The organism is Rhizobium sp. KNZ14-9A (assembly GCF_056755015.1).
The window spans coordinates 2,179,011-2,195,749 of record NZ_JBPGXB010000004.1; the positions used below are offsets into that span (position 1 = coordinate 2,179,011).

At 61.5% G+C, this 16,739-nt stretch carries 17 protein-coding genes; 8 read left to right on the top strand and 9 right to left on the bottom strand.

Going from position 1 to position 16,739, the window contains the following annotated elements; all coding sequences use genetic code 11:
• Positions 1 to 82: 82 nt before the first annotated feature.
• The 7 genes from ACR9ZQ_RS40365 to ACR9ZQ_RS40395 all read right to left on the bottom strand — a co-directional run bounded on the left by ACR9ZQ_RS40365 (position 83) and on the right by ACR9ZQ_RS40395 (position 6,654).
• Positions 83 to 943 carry an NAD-dependent epimerase/dehydratase family protein gene (locus ACR9ZQ_RS40365; protein WP_481430743.1) on the bottom strand — a complete coding sequence of 287 codons (861 nt, stop codon included), beginning with the start codon at positions 941 to 943 and terminating at the stop codon, positions 83 to 85.
• Positions 940 to 2,049: a Gfo/Idh/MocA family protein gene (locus tag ACR9ZQ_RS40370; protein WP_481430744.1), complete on the bottom strand. Its 1,110-nt coding sequence runs from the start codon at positions 2,047 to 2,049 to the stop codon at positions 940 to 942. The genes ACR9ZQ_RS40365 and ACR9ZQ_RS40370 overlap by 4 nt, the downstream gene beginning before the upstream one ends.
• 16 nt (positions 2,050 to 2,065) lie before the next feature.
• Entirely contained in the window at positions 2,066 to 2,983 is a 918-nt protein-coding gene (locus ACR9ZQ_RS40375; RefSeq protein ID WP_481430745.1) for a carbohydrate ABC transporter permease, read from the bottom strand.
• Positions 2,980 to 3,885: a carbohydrate ABC transporter permease gene (locus ACR9ZQ_RS40380; RefSeq protein ID WP_481430746.1), complete on the bottom strand. Its 906-nt coding sequence runs from the start codon at positions 3,883 to 3,885 to the stop codon at positions 2,980 to 2,982. Before ACR9ZQ_RS40380 ends, ACR9ZQ_RS40375 begins: the two co-directional genes overlap by 4 nt.
• Before the next feature lie 13 nt (positions 3,886 to 3,898).
• Entirely contained in the window at positions 3,899 to 4,822 is a 924-nt protein-coding gene (locus ACR9ZQ_RS40385; protein WP_481430747.1) for a sugar phosphate isomerase/epimerase family protein, read from the bottom strand.
• A gap of 185 nt (positions 4,823 to 5,007) precedes the next feature.
• On the bottom strand, positions 5,008 to 6,375 hold the full coding sequence (locus ACR9ZQ_RS40390) for an ABC transporter substrate-binding protein (RefSeq protein WP_481430748.1): 1,368 nt from the start codon (positions 6,373 to 6,375) through the stop codon (positions 5,008 to 5,010).
• Between the two features lie 75 nt (positions 6,376 to 6,450).
• Positions 6,451 to 6,654 carry a hypothetical protein gene (locus tag ACR9ZQ_RS40395; protein WP_481430749.1) on the bottom strand — a complete coding sequence of 68 codons (204 nt, stop codon included), beginning with the start codon at positions 6,652 to 6,654 and terminating at the stop codon, positions 6,451 to 6,453.
• Between ACR9ZQ_RS40395 and ACR9ZQ_RS40400 the strand changes: the two genes are divergently transcribed.
• From ACR9ZQ_RS40400 to ACR9ZQ_RS40410, 3 genes are all read left to right on the top strand, one after another.
• Entirely contained in the window at positions 6,653 to 7,294 is a 642-nt protein-coding gene (locus ACR9ZQ_RS40400; RefSeq protein ID WP_481430750.1) for a cysteine hydrolase family protein, read from the top strand. The two genes, ACR9ZQ_RS40395 and ACR9ZQ_RS40400, sit on opposite strands and share 2 nt — an antisense overlap.
• An 84-nt stretch (positions 7,295 to 7,378) precedes the next feature.
• Positions 7,379 to 7,918: a MarR family winged helix-turn-helix transcriptional regulator gene (locus ACR9ZQ_RS40405; protein WP_481430751.1), complete on the top strand. Its 540-nt coding sequence runs from the start codon at positions 7,379 to 7,381 to the stop codon at positions 7,916 to 7,918.
• A gap of 244 nt (positions 7,919 to 8,162) precedes the next feature.
• Positions 8,163 to 9,362 (top strand): amidohydrolase family protein, encoded by a 1,200-nt coding sequence (locus tag ACR9ZQ_RS40410; RefSeq protein WP_481431007.1) that lies wholly within the window; start codon positions 8,163 to 8,165, stop codon positions 9,360 to 9,362.
• An 86-nt stretch (positions 9,363 to 9,448) separates the two neighbouring features.
• Here ACR9ZQ_RS40410 and ACR9ZQ_RS40415 read toward each other — a convergent pair whose 3' ends face one another.
• Positions 9,449 to 10,045, bottom strand: a complete 597-nt coding sequence (locus ACR9ZQ_RS40415; protein WP_481430752.1) for an amino acid synthesis family protein — start codon at positions 10,043 to 10,045, stop codon at positions 9,449 to 9,451.
• Positions 10,042 to 10,626 (bottom strand): amino acid synthesis family protein, encoded by a 585-nt coding sequence (locus ACR9ZQ_RS40420; protein WP_481430753.1) that lies wholly within the window; start codon positions 10,624 to 10,626, stop codon positions 10,042 to 10,044. Before ACR9ZQ_RS40420 ends, ACR9ZQ_RS40415 begins: the two co-directional genes overlap by 4 nt.
• 275 nt (positions 10,627 to 10,901) lie before the next feature.
• On the opposite strand from ACR9ZQ_RS40420, the gene ACR9ZQ_RS40425 reads away from it, so the two are divergent.
• The 5 genes from ACR9ZQ_RS40425 (at position 10,902) to ACR9ZQ_RS40445 (ending at position 16,732) form a co-directional block, all read left to right on the top strand.
• The gene (locus ACR9ZQ_RS40425; RefSeq protein ID WP_481430754.1) at positions 10,902 to 11,903 is read left to right on the top strand and encodes a BMP family lipoprotein; all 1,002 of its coding nucleotides are present in this window, start codon (positions 10,902 to 10,904) and stop codon (positions 11,901 to 11,903) included.
• A 197-nt stretch (positions 11,904 to 12,100) separates the two neighbouring features.
• Entirely contained in the window at positions 12,101 to 13,630 is a 1,530-nt protein-coding gene (locus tag ACR9ZQ_RS40430) for an ABC transporter ATP-binding protein (protein WP_481430755.1), read from the top strand.
• Entirely contained in the window at positions 13,627 to 14,682 is a 1,056-nt protein-coding gene (locus tag ACR9ZQ_RS40435; protein ID WP_481430756.1) for an ABC transporter permease, read from the top strand. The genes ACR9ZQ_RS40430 and ACR9ZQ_RS40435 overlap by 4 nt, the downstream gene beginning before the upstream one ends.
• Positions 14,670 to 15,668, top strand: coding sequence for an ABC transporter permease (locus ACR9ZQ_RS40440; protein WP_481430757.1), 999 nt, complete (start codon positions 14,670 to 14,672; stop codon positions 15,666 to 15,668). The genes ACR9ZQ_RS40435 and ACR9ZQ_RS40440 overlap by 13 nt, the downstream gene beginning before the upstream one ends.
• 29 nt (positions 15,669 to 15,697) lie before the next feature.
• Positions 15,698 to 16,732, top strand: coding sequence for a nucleoside hydrolase (locus tag ACR9ZQ_RS40445; protein ID WP_481430758.1), 1,035 nt, complete (start codon positions 15,698 to 15,700; stop codon positions 16,730 to 16,732).
• The last annotated feature ends 7 nt before the right edge of the window (positions 16,733 to 16,739 follow it).

The window sequence follows — 16,739 nt, forward strand, 5'->3', positions numbered from 1 at the left end:
GAGATGCCGGCCGGTTTGCCCCGGCCAACCCCGGTCTACAAGTTCTCTTGACTTCAGCCGAGGTGTTTTCAGGCCGTAGCGCTCAATCTTCCTGCGCCGGCGCGGGATAGTCGCGCCATGAAAAGCGAGGCGCGAAGCCGAGCGCTTGCCGAGCAGCACTTATGTCGATCAACGCGGCGGTCCCTTCCAGCGGTGTCCTGATGGGCGTGCCGGGATAGGCCTCCGCTACCAGGTCGGCGCTTGGTCGTTCCATGTAACTGTCAGCGGCGCTGAGGAAGAGGCGTAGATGTCCCTCGACGGGCCGCTCCACCGCCGTCACGAACGCACTGGCCGCGTCACGGGCGTCGAGATAGGCCCAGAGGTCACGCGCGGCTTCCGCCTGCCGGCGGCGCGGGCCGACGGCGGCGTGGAAAGTCTCCGGCGTCTGGATCCAGGGCATGCGCAGGCTGACAGCGGAAAAGACACCACGCCTAACCGCCGCCTCCACCATTTCCTCGCCCAGCCATTTTGTGACGGCATAGACGTCCTGCGCACCGGGCGGATGACCTTCGTCGACAGGCAGATAGGGCGGCACGATTGTCTTCTCGAAGAAGGGATAGCCGAGCACGCTAAAGGACGAGGCATAGACAAAACGGGGGATGCGCGCCAGCCGTGCGGCCTCCACCGCCGCATACATGGCGGCCATATTGATGCGAAAAACATCCGAGGCTGCCCGGCCCGTCGGCCTTGGAATGGCGGCAATGTGGACCAGCGCATCCATCCCCATCGCAAGCTCCGCCACCACGGCAAGCGTGTCCGCCTCGCCGGTGACGTGCGTCCATGCCGCGTTGTCGGGCGGCGGAGCGACATCAAGCCCGGTGACGGCATGGCCAGCCCGAACCAGCGCCTCGCCCACGTGCCGGCCGAGAAGGCCACTCGATCCGGTGACCAGGATACGGCTCATGCACCGGCTCCTTCGGCGGTAACGGCGTTCGCGGGAAGCGCCCGGATGATGCGCGCGGCAAGTTCAAGGTCGTCCAGACCGCCCTGTAGCGGCGTGAGCGGCGTCGCCTTTCCGGCAATGCAGGCGACGAAATGCTGCCATTGCTTGCGAAAGGCGGTGTCGGGGGTGCCGGGCAGGATGCGCTCACTCGGGCTCTGGCCCGACGCCTCGCGCAAGCGCACGGTGGCGGCCGCATTGCGCACGTAAGGGTTCTGGAATTCGATGCGCATCTCGTCGGTCTCCCCGTGGACGGTCATCCACTCGTCCCACCATTCATATTGCGCGCCAAAGGCGATCTCCAGAAGGGCGGGCACGCGGTCGGGGAAGCCGAGCACGGCCAGAAGATGTGTCGGACCGACGGCCTGAGCATAATCCACCCGTTCGGCCATGCCGAAGGCGCCGCGTAAGACGGCGAGATCATGGCTGCCGAGCATCAGCAGTGTCATGTAGAGATCGTGATAGGCAGCGTGGCCGTCGCCCAACGCATTGGTCACCCGGGCTGCTACTTCGGCCTGGGTGCTTTTGAGAAGTGCCGGATCGACGTCGGTGCCACGTATCTGTGTGTAGAGCTGCTGGTAACGATCGAAGCGACCGGCAAAGTCATGCACCTGGATCATCTTCGGTCGGCCGATGCGGGCAAGTTGTTCGAGGCCTAGGCGATAGCCCGGATCGTAGAGTTTCATATAGCCGACAATGGCGACGAGACCACTTGCCTCGGCTGCCGCAACCAGCGGCCGGGCTTCCTCCGCCGTGAAGGCCAGAGGTTTTTCGACGATGAAATGTTTGCCGGCCTCGATAGCTGCGGCGACAACGGGGCCATGGTCGAATGTGCAGATGACGACCGCGTCGACGGCCGGATCGGCGAGAAGGTCGTGGTAGTCGCGATAGCGAGCGGCCACGCCATATTGTGTGCCAAGTGCGTCGAGCACGGTCTCCGACAAATCGCAGAGCGCGGCGATCTTCAACTCCGGCAGCTCATGGATGATCGGCAGGTGCATGAGCTGGGCGATTTCGCCGCAGCCGATGACGCCGACCCCGATCGGCGCAGGGATAGTGGATTGGTTCATGGAGAAGGGCTCCGTCTCATGCTTTTACCGCGCCAGCCGTCAATCCGGCGATGAACTGCCGTTGCATCAGCACAAAGACAACGATCACCGGCAGGGTCGTGATCGTCAGTGCCGCGAAATAGAGGTTCCACATCGAGCCGTACTGCTGGAAGAAAGCGACAAGGCCAAGCGGAATGGTCTGCACCGACGGATCGCGCAGCAGCAGGAAAGCGAGGAAGAAGTCGTTCCAGATTTCGATGAAGCCGAAGATGGTGACAAGCGCCATCCCCGGGCGCACCAGCGGTAGCATGATCAGCCACAGGGTCTGAAACCGGCTTGCTCCGTCCATCCGGGCTGCGTCTTCCAACTCCATCGGCAGGGACAGGAAGAAGCTGCGAAGGATGAAGATCGAGAGCGGCAGATTGGCGGCCGCATGGATCAGCGCAATACCGAGCCGGCTGTTGATGAGACCGAGATCGCGCGCCGTCATGAATAGCGGAATGGCCATGACCTGCGGGGGCACCAGCATGGCGGCGACGACCAGGGCCAAAACGATGTTGCGCCCTCGAAAAGCCAACCGTGAAAGGGCATAGGCTGCAGGCGTCGCCGCTGCCACAAGCAGCGCCAGCGCGGTGGCGGTCACGACGGCGCTATTGACGATACGCGCACCCATGCCGGAGACGCGCCAGGCCTCGACGTAATTCTGCCAGACGAACCCGGAGGGTGGACCCCAGATATTGGCAATGACTTCGTCCTTGGTCTTCAGCGAACCGAAGAGCACCCAGACAAGCGGATAGAGCGTTTCCACGAGCACAAGTGCGAGCAGTGCATAGACGAGGATGAGTTCGCCCATCGAGCGGCCGTCGATACGGCTCTGCCATAAGCTCCGTCCGGAAGCTGTTCTGCGTTCGCGACGTGCAGTAAGCGGAAGGGGAGAGCGGAGTGACATGCTCATAGGTCCACCTTCGAACGACGCATCAGGCCGAGAAGCGTCACGCAGGCGAGAGCGACGATGAGGAATAGGGCATAGCCCATGGCGCTGGCGTAACCCATATTGCCGTCCTGGAAAGCGGTCTTGACCATCAGCGTCATGACGACCTCGGTCGCGTGGTTCGGCCCTCCCTGGGTCAGCACTTGCACGATATCGAAGTTGCGCACGAAAGCGCCCGAGAGGCCAAGAATGACGTTGATGAGAACGACCGGCATCATCAGGGGCAGTGTCACATGGCGAAATCGAGCAATAGGCCCGGCGCCGTCTAAGCGGGCTGCCTCGTAGAGATCCTGCGGGATCGTCTGCAGGCCGGCGAGATAGATCACGGCATGAAAGCCCAGCCATTTCCAGATGTCGACGGCGATGATGGAATAAAGCGCGATATGGGCATCGCCTAGCCACGATTGTTGCAGGCCCGACAGGCCGAGAAGGTCGAGCGCGGCGTTCAGAAGGCCGAAGACCGGATTGTAGATCCAGGACCAGAGCAGCCCGGTGGCGGCAAAGGAGAGGGTCACGGGAATGAAGACCACCGCGCGGATCGGTCCGCGCAAAAACAGCGCCCGGTCAAGCAACATCGCCAGCCCAAGGCCGAGCGCATTCTTGAAGATCAGGATCAGGACGACAAAGATCAGGTTGTTTTCCAGCGCGCCGAGGAACAGGCCGTCGCGCAGGAGCTTGAGGTAGTTGCCCGCGCCGATGAAGACCGGGGCGGAAAAGCCGTCCCAGCGCGTCAAGCTGATCCAGAGGCCCCGGACGAAGGGCCCGAGAAAGAATAGCGAGAAGAGCCCGGCCGCCGGCGCCAGCATCAGCGTCGCCACCATGCCGTCACTGTCGAGCTGGATGCGTCGTTTCGCCGTGATAGCCATCTCGCTCGTCCCTTCAGACCTTGCTGGGATTAAGCGTGAGGCCGAGCGTGCCGGTCAGATAGGCGATGCTTTCGCGCGCGCTCTGCTCAGCCGTCTTCTGCGAGGCATCAAGTTCGACGATGGCGAGCCCTTCGTAGTCGACGTCGAGCAGCACATCGACGAGGCCACGCAGATCGACCACCCCGGCGCCGAGTTCACAGAAAGCCGCGTAGCGTTCCGGCCCGACCAGACTATCGTCCACCTTGGTGTCCTTCAGATGCATATAGCGCACGGCCGAAATATAGGTTTTCAGTGCGGCCACCGGGTCGGAATGAGTCTGGGCGAGATGAGCGGGATCGATGCACAGGCCTGCATGGCGGATATCGAGTTCGTCCATCATCCGGTCAAGCTGGTCTCGCCGTTCGATAAATGTGTCGAGATGGGGGTGATAGACAGTTGCGATACCGAGATCGGCCGTGCGCCGGCCGATATCCTCAAGCGACCGGCAGAAGGCTTTGTAGTCTTCTTTGCCATGCCTGTTGCCGGAGGCCTCCGAGGGGCCGCCGCCGAGGATGAGGACCGGCGCGCCGAAGCCTTTGAGCAAGCGGGCGAGAGAGATGAGGCAGCCGCGTTCATACTCCCACAGCACCGGATTGACGAAGGTAGCGTTGACGTAGAGCGAGGAGAGGCGGATGCCGAGATCGCTTTGCGCCTCGGACAACAGCGCATAGCGGCGAAGGATATCGGTATCCGTCGTCACGCCTGATGGTGCGAGATCGCCGAGTTGCATGTATTTGCGGGCGAACTGGTCAGAGAGACTGGTGAAAGCGAGGATCTCGAACCAGCCGAAGCCTTCGCTGGCGAGGAATTCGAGCGCAGGGCGCAGCGGCTGGCCTGTGAGATCCCAGCTGTTGAGGTGATAGCCGATCGAGAAGCGCTGTCGGGCTGAACGGGTCATGGGGCTCTTCTTTCTTCTTCTGCCACGTTTTCTGCGGCGGATGCGGGGACGCGCCTCGGGCGGCGGGAGGGTTGCAGGTGTCGGCCGACACGAAAGGACGTGGCGGCGGACGAGGCAAGCCGTGGCAACGGATCAGGAATTGCGGTCACTCACCCACTCGCGCCTGGACTTGCCAGCGCTGGCAATCAATTCTTCGGCGGCCAGTTGCCGTCGTCGATCAGGGTCTCGAAAGCGGCCTGGACGCTTTTAGCAGCGTCTTCGGGCGTCGCCGTGCCACCGACGACTCCGGCGATGCCGGAGGCCACGGCCGTCGTCACCTCGCTCGGCCAGATCCAATCAAGGAACATGATCGTGTTCGGGAAGGTGGTGGCGCGCAGATCCTTGGCATAGGCTTCATCCACGCCGTCCACGCCCTTGATCGAGGTAGCGATCGGCTGGTCGGCGGAGAGATAAATTTTGGCGACCTCGGGATTGGTCAGATAGGCGATGAAGTCGAGCGCAGGCTTGACCTTTTCTTCCGGGATGGAAGCCGAAAGGCACATGCCGTTGTCGGCACCTCCGCCATGCTTCGGATCGCCTTTCGTGCCCGGCATTTTCGGGAAGGGGAATACGCCCCAGGTGAAGTTTTTGACGTTCTCCTTGAGGGACGGGACTTCCCAGGTGCCGCCGTAATACATGGCGCTCTTGCCGCTTGCAAAGGCGGCCCGCATGCCTTCCATGTCGACTGACAGTGAGTCCTTCGACAGGATGCCATCGTCCATCCATTGCTTGATCAGGCGGAACGCCTCGACGCTCGACGCGTCATCAAACGGTTCTTTGCCTTCGAGCTGCGACTGGGTAAGACCGACGGGGTCGCCGCTCGACTGCGATACCGTCTCGAAGAACCACATGGGCCACATGACGGCATTCGCGCCCTGGTGCAGAAGCGGAATGACGCCCGCCTGCTTCAACTTCGGCACGGCAGCCTTGAGGTCTTCATACGTTGGCGGATTAGGGATGCCGAGCTTCTTGAAGAGATCGGCATTGTAGAAGATCGTCGAGGTGGAGAGCGAACTGATCGGCACGCCGTAGAGCTTGCCGTTGATGGTGAAAGCACCGAAGCTTGCCTTGTCGACGTTGTCTGCGAAGGGCTTCGCCTCTTCCTCAGTGATGGTGCGGAGCAGGCCGCGCCGCACATAGGCGCCATTCACCCAGAAAGCCGAGCAGGCGACGAGGTCCATCTCCTGGCTGGAAAGCTTGGCGGTCATCATACGTTGCAGGGAGCCGGATTGCGGCCCCTGTGCATCCCATTCCACGGCAGAGACCTCAGGATGGGCTTTCAGAAAACCGGAGACAACTTCGCCGCGGATGCGTGTCTGCACCTCCGGCTGTTCGCGTGGTGCGAGGACGTCGAGCGACGAACCGCCGAAGATGTTGAGCGTGATGCCCTCCGCTTCTGCCGCGATCGGCAGAAAAGCAACGGAGAACCCGATCGCGATCGCCAGCAGGCGGTTTGCCCCTGTGATGCGTGGGCGGTGAGGTAAGCAATGGGAGACAGGCAAAGAAACAGGCATGACGGAACCCCTCTTTGTGTTTGTATTCGACGCGTGGTGTCGAGACCATATCGTTGATGGTCATATGAGTAAGGATCAAGGATCTTCGCTTGTCAAGCGATTTGAAGAGCGAAATTCTGACGTCTGAAATGTTGCTAGAAGTGCCACAAAAGCGGCAATATCAACTGAAATTGGTGATGGGGCTGGAGAAAGTACTTGACTTTGTGGAGCTTCACTTGCTTGTTTGATCATCAAATAAATTGCGTACCATTCCACCTTCTGGAACAGGAAGCCGACCATGTCGCTCGACGTCTTTTCCGCTCACCTCAATCAACATGAGGTCCGCCTGGACCCCAAGCGTACAGCGATCCTCGTGATCGACATGATCAACGAATTCTGCAAGCCGGGCGGCAAGATGGTGCTGCCGGGCTATGAGGCGCTCCTGCCGGCGCAGACCGCGTTGATCGCGGCAGCGCGCGCCGCCGCCGCGCCTGTTGTCTGGGTGCATGACGCCCATCGTCCAGGCATGCGCCATGAGCGGGAATGGGCCAAGCGCACGCCGCATGGTCTGGAAAACACCTGGGCCACCGAGATCATTGAGGATCTGGGCGCACGGGCGGACGAGATACATGTGATCAAGCGGCGCTATTCCGCCTTTTTCCAGACGGATCTGGACCTGACCCTGAAAGACATGCGGATCGACCAGTTGGTCGTCTTCGGTGTCGTCACGAATATCTGCGTGCGCTCGACGGTGCACGACGCTTTCTTCAACGGCTATGAAGTGGTCGTGCCGGCGGATGCCTGTGCCGCGACCGGTTCGCGGGAACAGGAGAGTTCACTCTACGATATCGCCACGCATTTCGGGGTCGTATCGGATACGGAAAGCGTGGTTGCCTCGCTCAGCAGTGGGGCTGCAATTACCAATGTGATTGCGGCTTGAGTGAGCGGGGATTACCTTTCTCAAGGACATGAAACAGGACGGCTGGCGGCATTGCCGGACGTAGGCAAGCGAACGGAACCGGATTTGAGCACACTCGATACGATGAACCAGATCTCCACGGAAAGCGGCGCAAAAACGGCACCCGAAGCGCCGGCGCTCGGACATGAGGAGATCCTGGCCTATTATGCGCGCACTGGCTATGCGCTCGAGCATCATCCGGCTCATCTGCTACGCCGAGCGCATCAACGCGCCACCGCTTGTTTCCAGGAGATCATGCCGGTTGGCGATCTGACCCCGACCCAGCACGCTGCGCTGGCAACCCTTCTGAAGCATGGCGAACTATCGCAGAACCATCTCGGCCGCATGACCCAGATGGACCCTTCAACAATCAGTCTTGTCGTCAAGGCGCTGATGAAGCGGGGACTTATCGCGCGCAAACGATCCGATACCGATCAGCGTATGACCATGATCACTCTGACGAATGCGGGTGTGCAGTTCACGCTGCCCTTGCTGGATCTGAGCATGGAAGTCGCGCGCCGCCTGCTTTCGCCGTTGACGCCGGGGGAGCAGGCGACGCTCCTCGATCTCTTGAATCGCATTGGCGGCTCGGAAACGGCGGAGTAGGGCACGGTACCGGTGGCGGCATGCTCCGGCTGGACCGGTAATTCTGTCCCATCCGGCGTTGAAGTTGGCCGGCGAAGGAAATCTGGATGCGCTTAAGGGCGCATCGGCCCGATAGATAGTGAGGAACGGATATCGGCCCGTACGGCGAACTCGCCGGGCGAAGGAAGAGGTGCGTCCAAATCGCCGGGCAAATCGAAAATATTGCCACGGACCAAGTCCGGAAATCAGACCGAAGGACTACATGATGCCGCATTCTTCCAACCCAACCGGCGGCCCCGACCGCCTCGTCATCCGAAATCTCGGCCTCGTGCTGACGGGTGATCTCGCCGCTCCGATCGCTGAGGCCGATGTGATCCTTGTGGAGAACGGGAAGATCGCCGCTGTCGGGCGCGAGAAGGACATGACGCTGTCCGGGGCGATGCGTGTCATCGACGCCAAGGGTTCGTCGATCATGCCGGGGATGATCGACAATCATGCCCATCCCGTGATGGGCGACTGGACGCCGCGCCAGAACCAGATCGGCTGGATCGATTCCACCCTGCATGGCGGCGTGACGACGCTCGTCTCCGCCGGCGAGGTCCATGTGCCCGGCCGGCCGCACGATGTTGTCGGCGTCAAGGCGTTGGCAATTACTGCGCAGCGCGCCTTCAGTGCCTTCTCGCCCTCCGGCATGAAGGTGCTTGCCGGTGCGTTGATCCTTGAGCACGGGCTGACGGAAGCGGATTTCCGCGAGCTTGCGGCCGCAGGCATTACGCTGGTCGGCGAAGTGGGCCTTGGCAGCGTCAAGGACGGCCCGACAGGTCGAATGATGATCGACTGGGCGCGGCAGAACGGCATGACCTCCATGACCCATACGGGCGGCCATTCTATTCCCGGTTCGGCGCGCATCGGCGCGGAAACCGTGCTGGAAGTCGATGCGGATGTCGCCGCGCACCTGAACGGTGGGCCGACCTCCCTGCCGGAATCGGAACTGAAGCTGATCTGCGAGGAAAGCCGTCGCGGACTGGAAATCGTGCACAACGGCAACATGCGCGCAGCGCTCTTCGTGCTCGACACGATTCGCAATATCGGTGCACTCGACCGTTTGGTGCTGGGCACGGATGGGCCGGCGGGCTCTGGCGTTCAACCTCTCGGCATGCTGCGTCTTGTCACGATGCTCGCGTCGCTCGGAAATGTTGCTCCTGAAGCGGCGATCTGCTTTGCCACAGGCAATGTTGCCAAGCTTCGCGGCCTTGAGGATCGCGGCCGCATTGCGCCGGGTCTTGCCGCAGATCTTGTCTTTATCGATCAGGCGATGGGCGGGGCAGGCGACGGTGTGCTCGACAGCATGACGCTCGGCAACATGCCGGGCATCGGAATGATCCTCGTCAACGGCGTTCTACGCGTCGGGCGCAGCCGCAACACGCCGCCCTCCATCTTCGTGCCGGAACTCATGACCGGGTAAGAAACAAGGCACTTCAATGAAAGCGCCGCACGTTCGGTTTGAACTGCGGCGCTTTGTTATGTCCTGACATATTGCCGAGGCGCGGTTTAGATGACGCCATCCTTGCCTTGGATCTTGTCCTTGGTCAGCCCGCCGACACGTGGATGGGGACGACCCGAGTCGGTGACGACGATGGCGACCGCGATCTCGCCGGCGCGCGGAGCATCCGGCACACGTACTTCCATGCCGTCGAAATGGCTGCGCACGCGGGCGGCATCCTTGTGGCCGAGCGGCACGTCGAAGGGTGCGCCGGGCGCGCCGCGCTTTTTGGAGGAGGGGATAAGAGCCGCGCCGCCGCCAAGTACATCGCGAAACGGTGCGCCAAGCTCGGGATGTAGCAGGGCCGCCGCATGCTCGAGCTCGCCATCCTCTCCGACCAGCGCGGCCTTGCCGAAACTTTCGACCTCGTGGCCAGCGATCTCGAGGGCTGCAACCGCCCGCTCGGGCAAGAGCCGGCCGAGCGCCCGTCCGACATCCATCAATGGCGAAAGGTCCTCCACATAGCGGCCGGCAAAGGGGTTCTCGATTACCGCGATCGAGGCCGCGCGCCGTGTGGGCTTGTCGAGCTTCTGGCCGCCCTCGATCAGCGTCTCTTCCACAATCGTCGTGATCCGGCGCAGGCCGATTCCCTTGTGCTCGCTCATCGCAGGCCATCCTCGCCCTTGATCTCGCTTGCCTTCAAGCCGCCGACCCGAGCATGAATGCGCGAGCCCGTCGTCATGGTGAGTGCAACCACCATTTCATTCGCTCGAGGTGCATCGTTGATGCCGACCTCCACCGCGTCGAAATGGCTACGGACGTAGGAGGCATTGATATGGGTGACAGGAACGTCTAGGCGCGTGCCGGGGCCGCCGACCTTTTTGGTCGAGGGAACGATGGCCTTGGCGTCACCGAGCAGTTCGCGCATGGCGTAGCCGCCCGGATTGTGCCAGAGCGCCGCATGCTCCAGTTCACCGCCGGCGCCAACGATCGCCCCTTTGCCATAGCCCTCAACGACGGTGGGATCACCACCCAGTGCGTCGATCATCCGGCGGGCCATTTCAAGCCCGAGCGGCTTCAAGGCTTCCATGAAAGAGGCGATCTCCTCCACGTAGGATCCGGCGAAAGGGTTCTCGATAACAGCCAGCGCCGCCACGCGCTTCAGCGGCGTTTGGGCCGCTGGCCCGCCTTCATGAAAGATTTCATCCACTGAGACGACAAATTTGCGCACTATGACGTTCGCCATGAATCTCTCCAAAACTTGTTAGAGTAGCAACAATCCATTCTGGCTTGAATTTGTCAAGTGACTAGAAGGGAAGTGCGGCGGGCCCGTTGTGAATAGCCGCATTCGTTGGCCAATATGTGATAATATCGGACATTATTGCCTTGTAACAAAGATCCAAGAAAAGGATTGACAAGCCACCGGACACCAAACAATATTCGTATGACCATCAAATAAATCGGCGATCAAAGACCGAGTGATGGAACCGCCGATAAGGCTACCAGAGGGATCGAACCGCTATGAAGATTTTCACTCGCTTTTGGGCGGCCGGCGTCGTGCTGGCTGTTTCCGCCATACCGTCTCTTGCCGCCGAAAAGGTGCATGTCGCCGCGATTTCGGGCTATTTTGCGCAGGGCTTCGGCGTCTCCATCGTCAATGGGCTGAACAAGGCCAAGGACGACTTCGGCATCGACTTGAAGCTTGTCGATACCGGCAACCGTGCCCTCGACTATGAAGAGCAGTTCACCAACCTGGCCAAGAGCGGCCAGTACGATCTCATCTTCGTCATGGGATGGGAATTGGCCGACGCGCTGCAAAAGGTCGGTGCCGCCTATCCGAACCAGCGCTTCGTCTTCATCGATGGTGTGCTCGACAGCAAAAAGATGATCTACGCTAACTTTGCCGAGGAGCAGGGGTCCTTCGTCGCCGGCGCTCTGGCCGGCATGGTCGAGGACATGGGGCCGAAATTCGACAAGATCGGCGACGGCAAGGCAATCGGCTTTGTCGGCGGCCGCGACATTCCCGTTATTCGCAACTTCCTCGGCGGCTACGAGCAGGGCGCGAAATATGCCGCGCCGGATGTGAAGGTGAATTCGGTCTTTGCCGGTACCTTCGACGACCCGGCCAAGGGCAGCGAGCTTGCCATGACGCTCTACGGCCAAGGCTCCGATATTGTCTATAACGTCGCCGGCCCGACGGGCGAGGGCGTGATGCAGGCAAGCGCCACAGCCGACAAATATTCGCTCGGCGTCGATATCGACATGTGCGGCAGCGCGCCGGGCAACGTACTCGCCAGCATGCTGAAGCGCGGGGATGTCGCGGTCTACGCGATCATCAAGGATGAAGTGGAAGGCCGAAAGGTCAGTCCCGGGACGCGTACCTTCGACCTTGCCTCCGGCGGTGTCGAGGTCAAACTCTGCCAAGACGTGGCCGCCAAGCTTCCGACCGAGATCAAGGACAAGCTGGCGGCGCTGCAAAAGGACGTCATTGCAGGCAAGATCCAGATCGCAAAGGCGAAGTGATCGGGGCGAAGTGACGAGATGCCTGGGGACACCCGGCATCTCTTTCATTCGTTGTATTCCGGCATGGCTCTTGACTGTCGAAACGGTATTCTGCCGGCGCAGATAAGAGAGTCGGTTGGAGAATGCCGGTTCGGCGACTCGGTCTGGTCTGGATCGCCGCGCTCCTTCTTTCCCCCTTATTCGTAAGTATATGCTTCATGGACCTTGCCGTAGAACTCACAGGCATCACCAAGCGCTTCGGCGCCTTTACCGCCAATGACGGTATCGATCTTTCTGTCCGGCGCGGTGAAATTCATGCGATCATCGGGGAGAACGGTGCCGGCAAGACGACGCTGATGAACATCCTCTTTGGCCTGTTGCAGCCAGACGAGGGATCGATCTCGATCGGCGGCAAAGCAATGATGGTTGATGGCCCGGCGGTCGCCATCAACGAAGGTCTCGGCATGGTGCACCAGCATTTCAAATTGGTGCCGTCGCTCACCGTCGCTGACAATATCTTTCTCGGCATGGAGATCCGTCATGGCGGCCTGATCGATCGTGCCGCGCAGGTGGAGCGGACGCGGGCGCTGTCGCAAAAGTTCGGCCTGCGGGTGGATCCGGAGGAGCGGGCGGCAGGCTTGTCGGTCGGCATCGAGCAGCGCATCGAAATCCTCAAGGTCCTCGCCCGAAACGCCCGCACCATCATCCTTGACGAACCCACGGCTGTCCTGACGCCGCAGGAAAGCCGCGACTTGTTCCTGACCCTGCGCAGCTTTGTCGATGACGGAATGACGGTGATCTTCATTTCCCATCATCTGGAAGAGGTAATGGCCGTTTCGGACACCATCACGGTGCTGCGTGACGGGCGCAAGGTCGCCACCAGGCCTACGGCGGGTCTGTCGAAGCGCGAACTGGTGCGCCTGATGGTCGGGCGCGACGTGAGTTTTGACCGTCGACCGCGCACGGCCTCGTCTGGCGCGCCCGTATTAGCGGTTTCCGATCTTTGGGCTCGCGATGACCGGAGCCTGGCCGCCCTGAAGTCCGTGAATCTTTCCGTCAAGGCCGGCGAGATCGTCGGCATTGCGGGCGTCGCCGGCAACGGTCAGACGGAGCTTGCCGAGGTGTTGTCCGGTCTGCGGCCGGCGAGCCACGGCAGCGCGCTTCTGCATGGCCATGAGATCCTCAATATGCCGCCCGCCGCGATCCGTGCGCGCGGGCTTGCGCATGTGCCCGGAGACCGGATGGTGCGCGGGGTGGATCGCAATGCTTCGCTCGCGGTCAACATGCTGATGGGTCGTCAGCGCCGGCGTCCCTTTGCCCGCTACGGCCTCATCGACTGGAAGGCGGTGCACGGCGAAACGAGTGCATTGATCAAGCGGTTCGATATTCGTGCACGGGGAACGAAGGATACAGCCGGCAGCCTATCGGGTGGAAATATCCAGAAGGTGGTTTTAGCGCGGGAATTCACTGCCGCTGGCGATCTGCTATTGATCGACCAGCCAACGCGTGGCGTCGATATCGGCGCACAGGAAGCGATTCATGACGAGATCATGCGTCAGCGCGACGCCGGCAAGGCCGTTCTGCTCATCTCGACCCAGCTCAACGAACTCAAGACCCTCGCCGACCGCATCCTGGTGATGTTCGACGGCCGGATCATGGGAGAGATGGACGGTGGGGAGATGGATGAGGAAGAAATCGGACTGATGATGGCCGGTGTCGACCCGGCAGATGCCAAGGAGACCTTATGAGACCCCGCCTGATTTCCGATCGACTGACGCGGACACTGACCGGCCAGGCACTCGCCATTCTCATTGCTATGGCACTTGGCGCCGTCATAATCTTGATGATCGACGAAAACCCGATCGCCGTGTTTTTGACATTGATGCGCGGCGCCTTTGGCGATGAGGAGAAGATTGCCGGCACGCTTTTGCAGACGACGCCGATCCTGATCTGCGGCATCGCCGCCTGCATCGGTCTGCGCGGCGGCATGTTCAATGTCGGCATCGAAGGGCAGCTCTTTCTCGGCGGCTTTGCCGCCGCCTGGGTCGGTTTCACTTTCGATCTTCCGCCGGTTCTGCATGTGCTGGCGGCCATCTCGCTCGCAGTTGTCGCGGGGGCCGCCTGGGTGGCCGTACCCGCCTTTTTCCGGGTACGCTTCGGCACCAACGAGGTGGTATCCACCATTCTTGCCAACTACATCGCGACGTTGCTCACCTCCTATTTCACCATCTTTCTGTTCAAGCGGCCGGGCGGCTGGTCGGAAACGCCGCCAATCCATGAAAGTGCCTTTCTGCCGGAGCTATTCTCCTTTTCCCGGCTCAATATCGGTCTCCTGATCGGACTGGCGCTTGCCATCACGGTCGCCGCCTTCTTCCGTTGGACCTCGACCGGCTATTCCGTCACGATGGTCGGATCTGCATCGAAATTTGCCGAATATGGCGGCATCGATGTGCGCCGCGTTGGCTTCGGCGTGCTGCTTGCCTCCGGCGCGGTCGGTGGCCTTGCCGGCGGTATCGAGACGCTCGGCGTACATCACCGCTTCATGGAGGGGTTCGCGCCGGGCTTCGGCTTCGACGGCGTGATCGCGGCGCTGCTGGCGAATGGCTCGCCGATCGGCACCATCTTCACCGCCCTGTTCTTCGGAGCGCTGAGGTCCGGTTCGTTGCTTCTCGAAGTCGACACCACCGCCTCGCGCGAGATCATCACCGTCATTCAAGCTCTGATCATTCTGGCCGTATCGGCCGACCTTTTGATGCGCCGGCGCGGCGACCGCACGGGGGAGCGTCGATGGAAATTCTGAACAATCTCTTCAATGTCGCGCTGCTAGTCGCGACGATCCGCACAACGGCGCCGATCCTGCTTGTAGCGCTCGGTGGCTCGTTTACCACCAAGGCCGGTATCTTCAACATCGGGCTGGAAGGTCAGATGCTGATTTCCGCCTTCTTTGCTGTGATTGGCTCGATCTGGACCGGTTCCTCGCTTGGCGGACTCCTGATCGGGGTTGCCGCCGCGCTCGCCTTCGCCCTGGTCTATGCCGTCCTGGTCGTCAGCTTCCGGGCGAACGAGGTGGTGGTGGGCCTGGCGCTCAACATCCTTGCCGGCGGCATGACCGTCTCGCTCATGAAGGCGATCTTCGGCACCCGCGGTTCGATCGTCGGGCGCGGTATTATCGGCCTGCCGAAGCTACAGGTACCAGGCGCGCGCGATGTGCTGGGGCCGGCCTACGCGCAGTTGATCTCAGGCTACACTCCCCTTGTCTATGTGGCCTTCATCGCCGTGCCCTTGCTCGTCCTCTTCTACGGCCGCACGCGCCTGGGACTCTATATCCGGGTGGTGGGCGAGAAGCCTGAAGCGGCCGAGGCGCTGGGCATCTCGATTGCCGGGGTGCGCTATGCCGCCGCTCTGCTCTGCGGCTTGCTAGCGGGGCTTGCGGGCGCGCACCTGTCGCTCGGCTATATCACCATGTTCACCGAAAACATGTCATCGGGGCGCGGCTTCATGGCGGTCGCAATCCTGATCTTCTCGGCAGGCGATCCCTTGAAGGTGCTGGGCGGATGCCTGCTCTTCGGCTTTGCCGACGCCTTGTCGCTTAGGCTCCAGACCTTCGGGTTTCCCTCCTATCTCGTTCTCGCCGTGCCCTATGCCGTAGCACTTGCCGCACTCTTCGCCCTCTCCTGGCGCGGGCGGCCAAAAATGATCCGCGAGACGCTCGATACCATGCGTCGTGCATTCGCCCATCCCACCTCGACGGAAGAGGTGCGAGACGCGCCGCTTCCCCGCTCCTGAAACCCTCCAGACGATTTCGAAGGCTTCCCATGCAGCGCATCATCCTCGACGTAGATTCCGCCGGCGACGATATCCTCGCCGTGCTCTTTGCCGCCGCTCATCCGGAAATCAAGCTGGAGGGTGTGACGACCGTTACCGGCGCGGCCGGGCCGATCACCCAGGTGACCAATGTCGTCCTCAACACGCTCTTGCTCGCCGGACGCGACGACATTCCCGTTCATGCCGGCGCCTGGCGGCCGATCGTCGGCAATTCGAAGGCCGACATGGAGGCGCCCGTCCATTTCGAGAAGCGGTTAACGGCCCGCTTCGGCGAGAGGCTGAAAGACTTCAATCCACCTGCGCCTGCGCCGAAGCGTCCCGCCAATCCCGGCCATGCGGTGGACTTTATCATCGAGACAGCGAAGGCCAATCCTGGGGAGATCACGCTGGTGACCACGGGGCCGACCACCAACGCCGCCATGGCCATTCTCCAGGAGCCAAGGCTGCCCTCGCTGCTGAAGAACATGCTCGTTCTTGGGGGTAATTTCACGACGTCTGGCAATATGACGCCGCTGTCGGAATACAATATCTGGGCGGACCCGGAGGCTGCGCGCATCGTGCTCAATGCCGATGTCGTCAAGATCCTCGTACCGCTCGACGTCTGCGAGGATAATCGCGTGGCCGACAGCATGCTGACGCGCGACGACATTGCCGATATGACGGCCGTTATGGGCGACAATCCGGTCGTCGCCATGATCCGCGATACCTTCCCGATCTATATCGACATCTGGCGGGAGTTCTTCGGGCTTGTCGGTTTTCCGATGGACGATGTCATCACCGTGGCGCTTTGCTTCGCGCCCGAACTGGTCACCACCACCGAGCCGCTCTTCGCCGACGTGGTGCTCGACAAGGGCGTCGCTCGCGGCCAGACGGTCGCCTATCGCGGACACCAGATCCTGCCGGGCGGCGAGGGACCCAAGACCACGCGCATAGCTACCGGGCTCGACGGCCGCCGGTTCCTCTCGATCTTCAAGGCGGCCATGGCGCGCTACGAGTGCACCGCTGCCCCCGTAACCAAAGCCTGAAGGATTG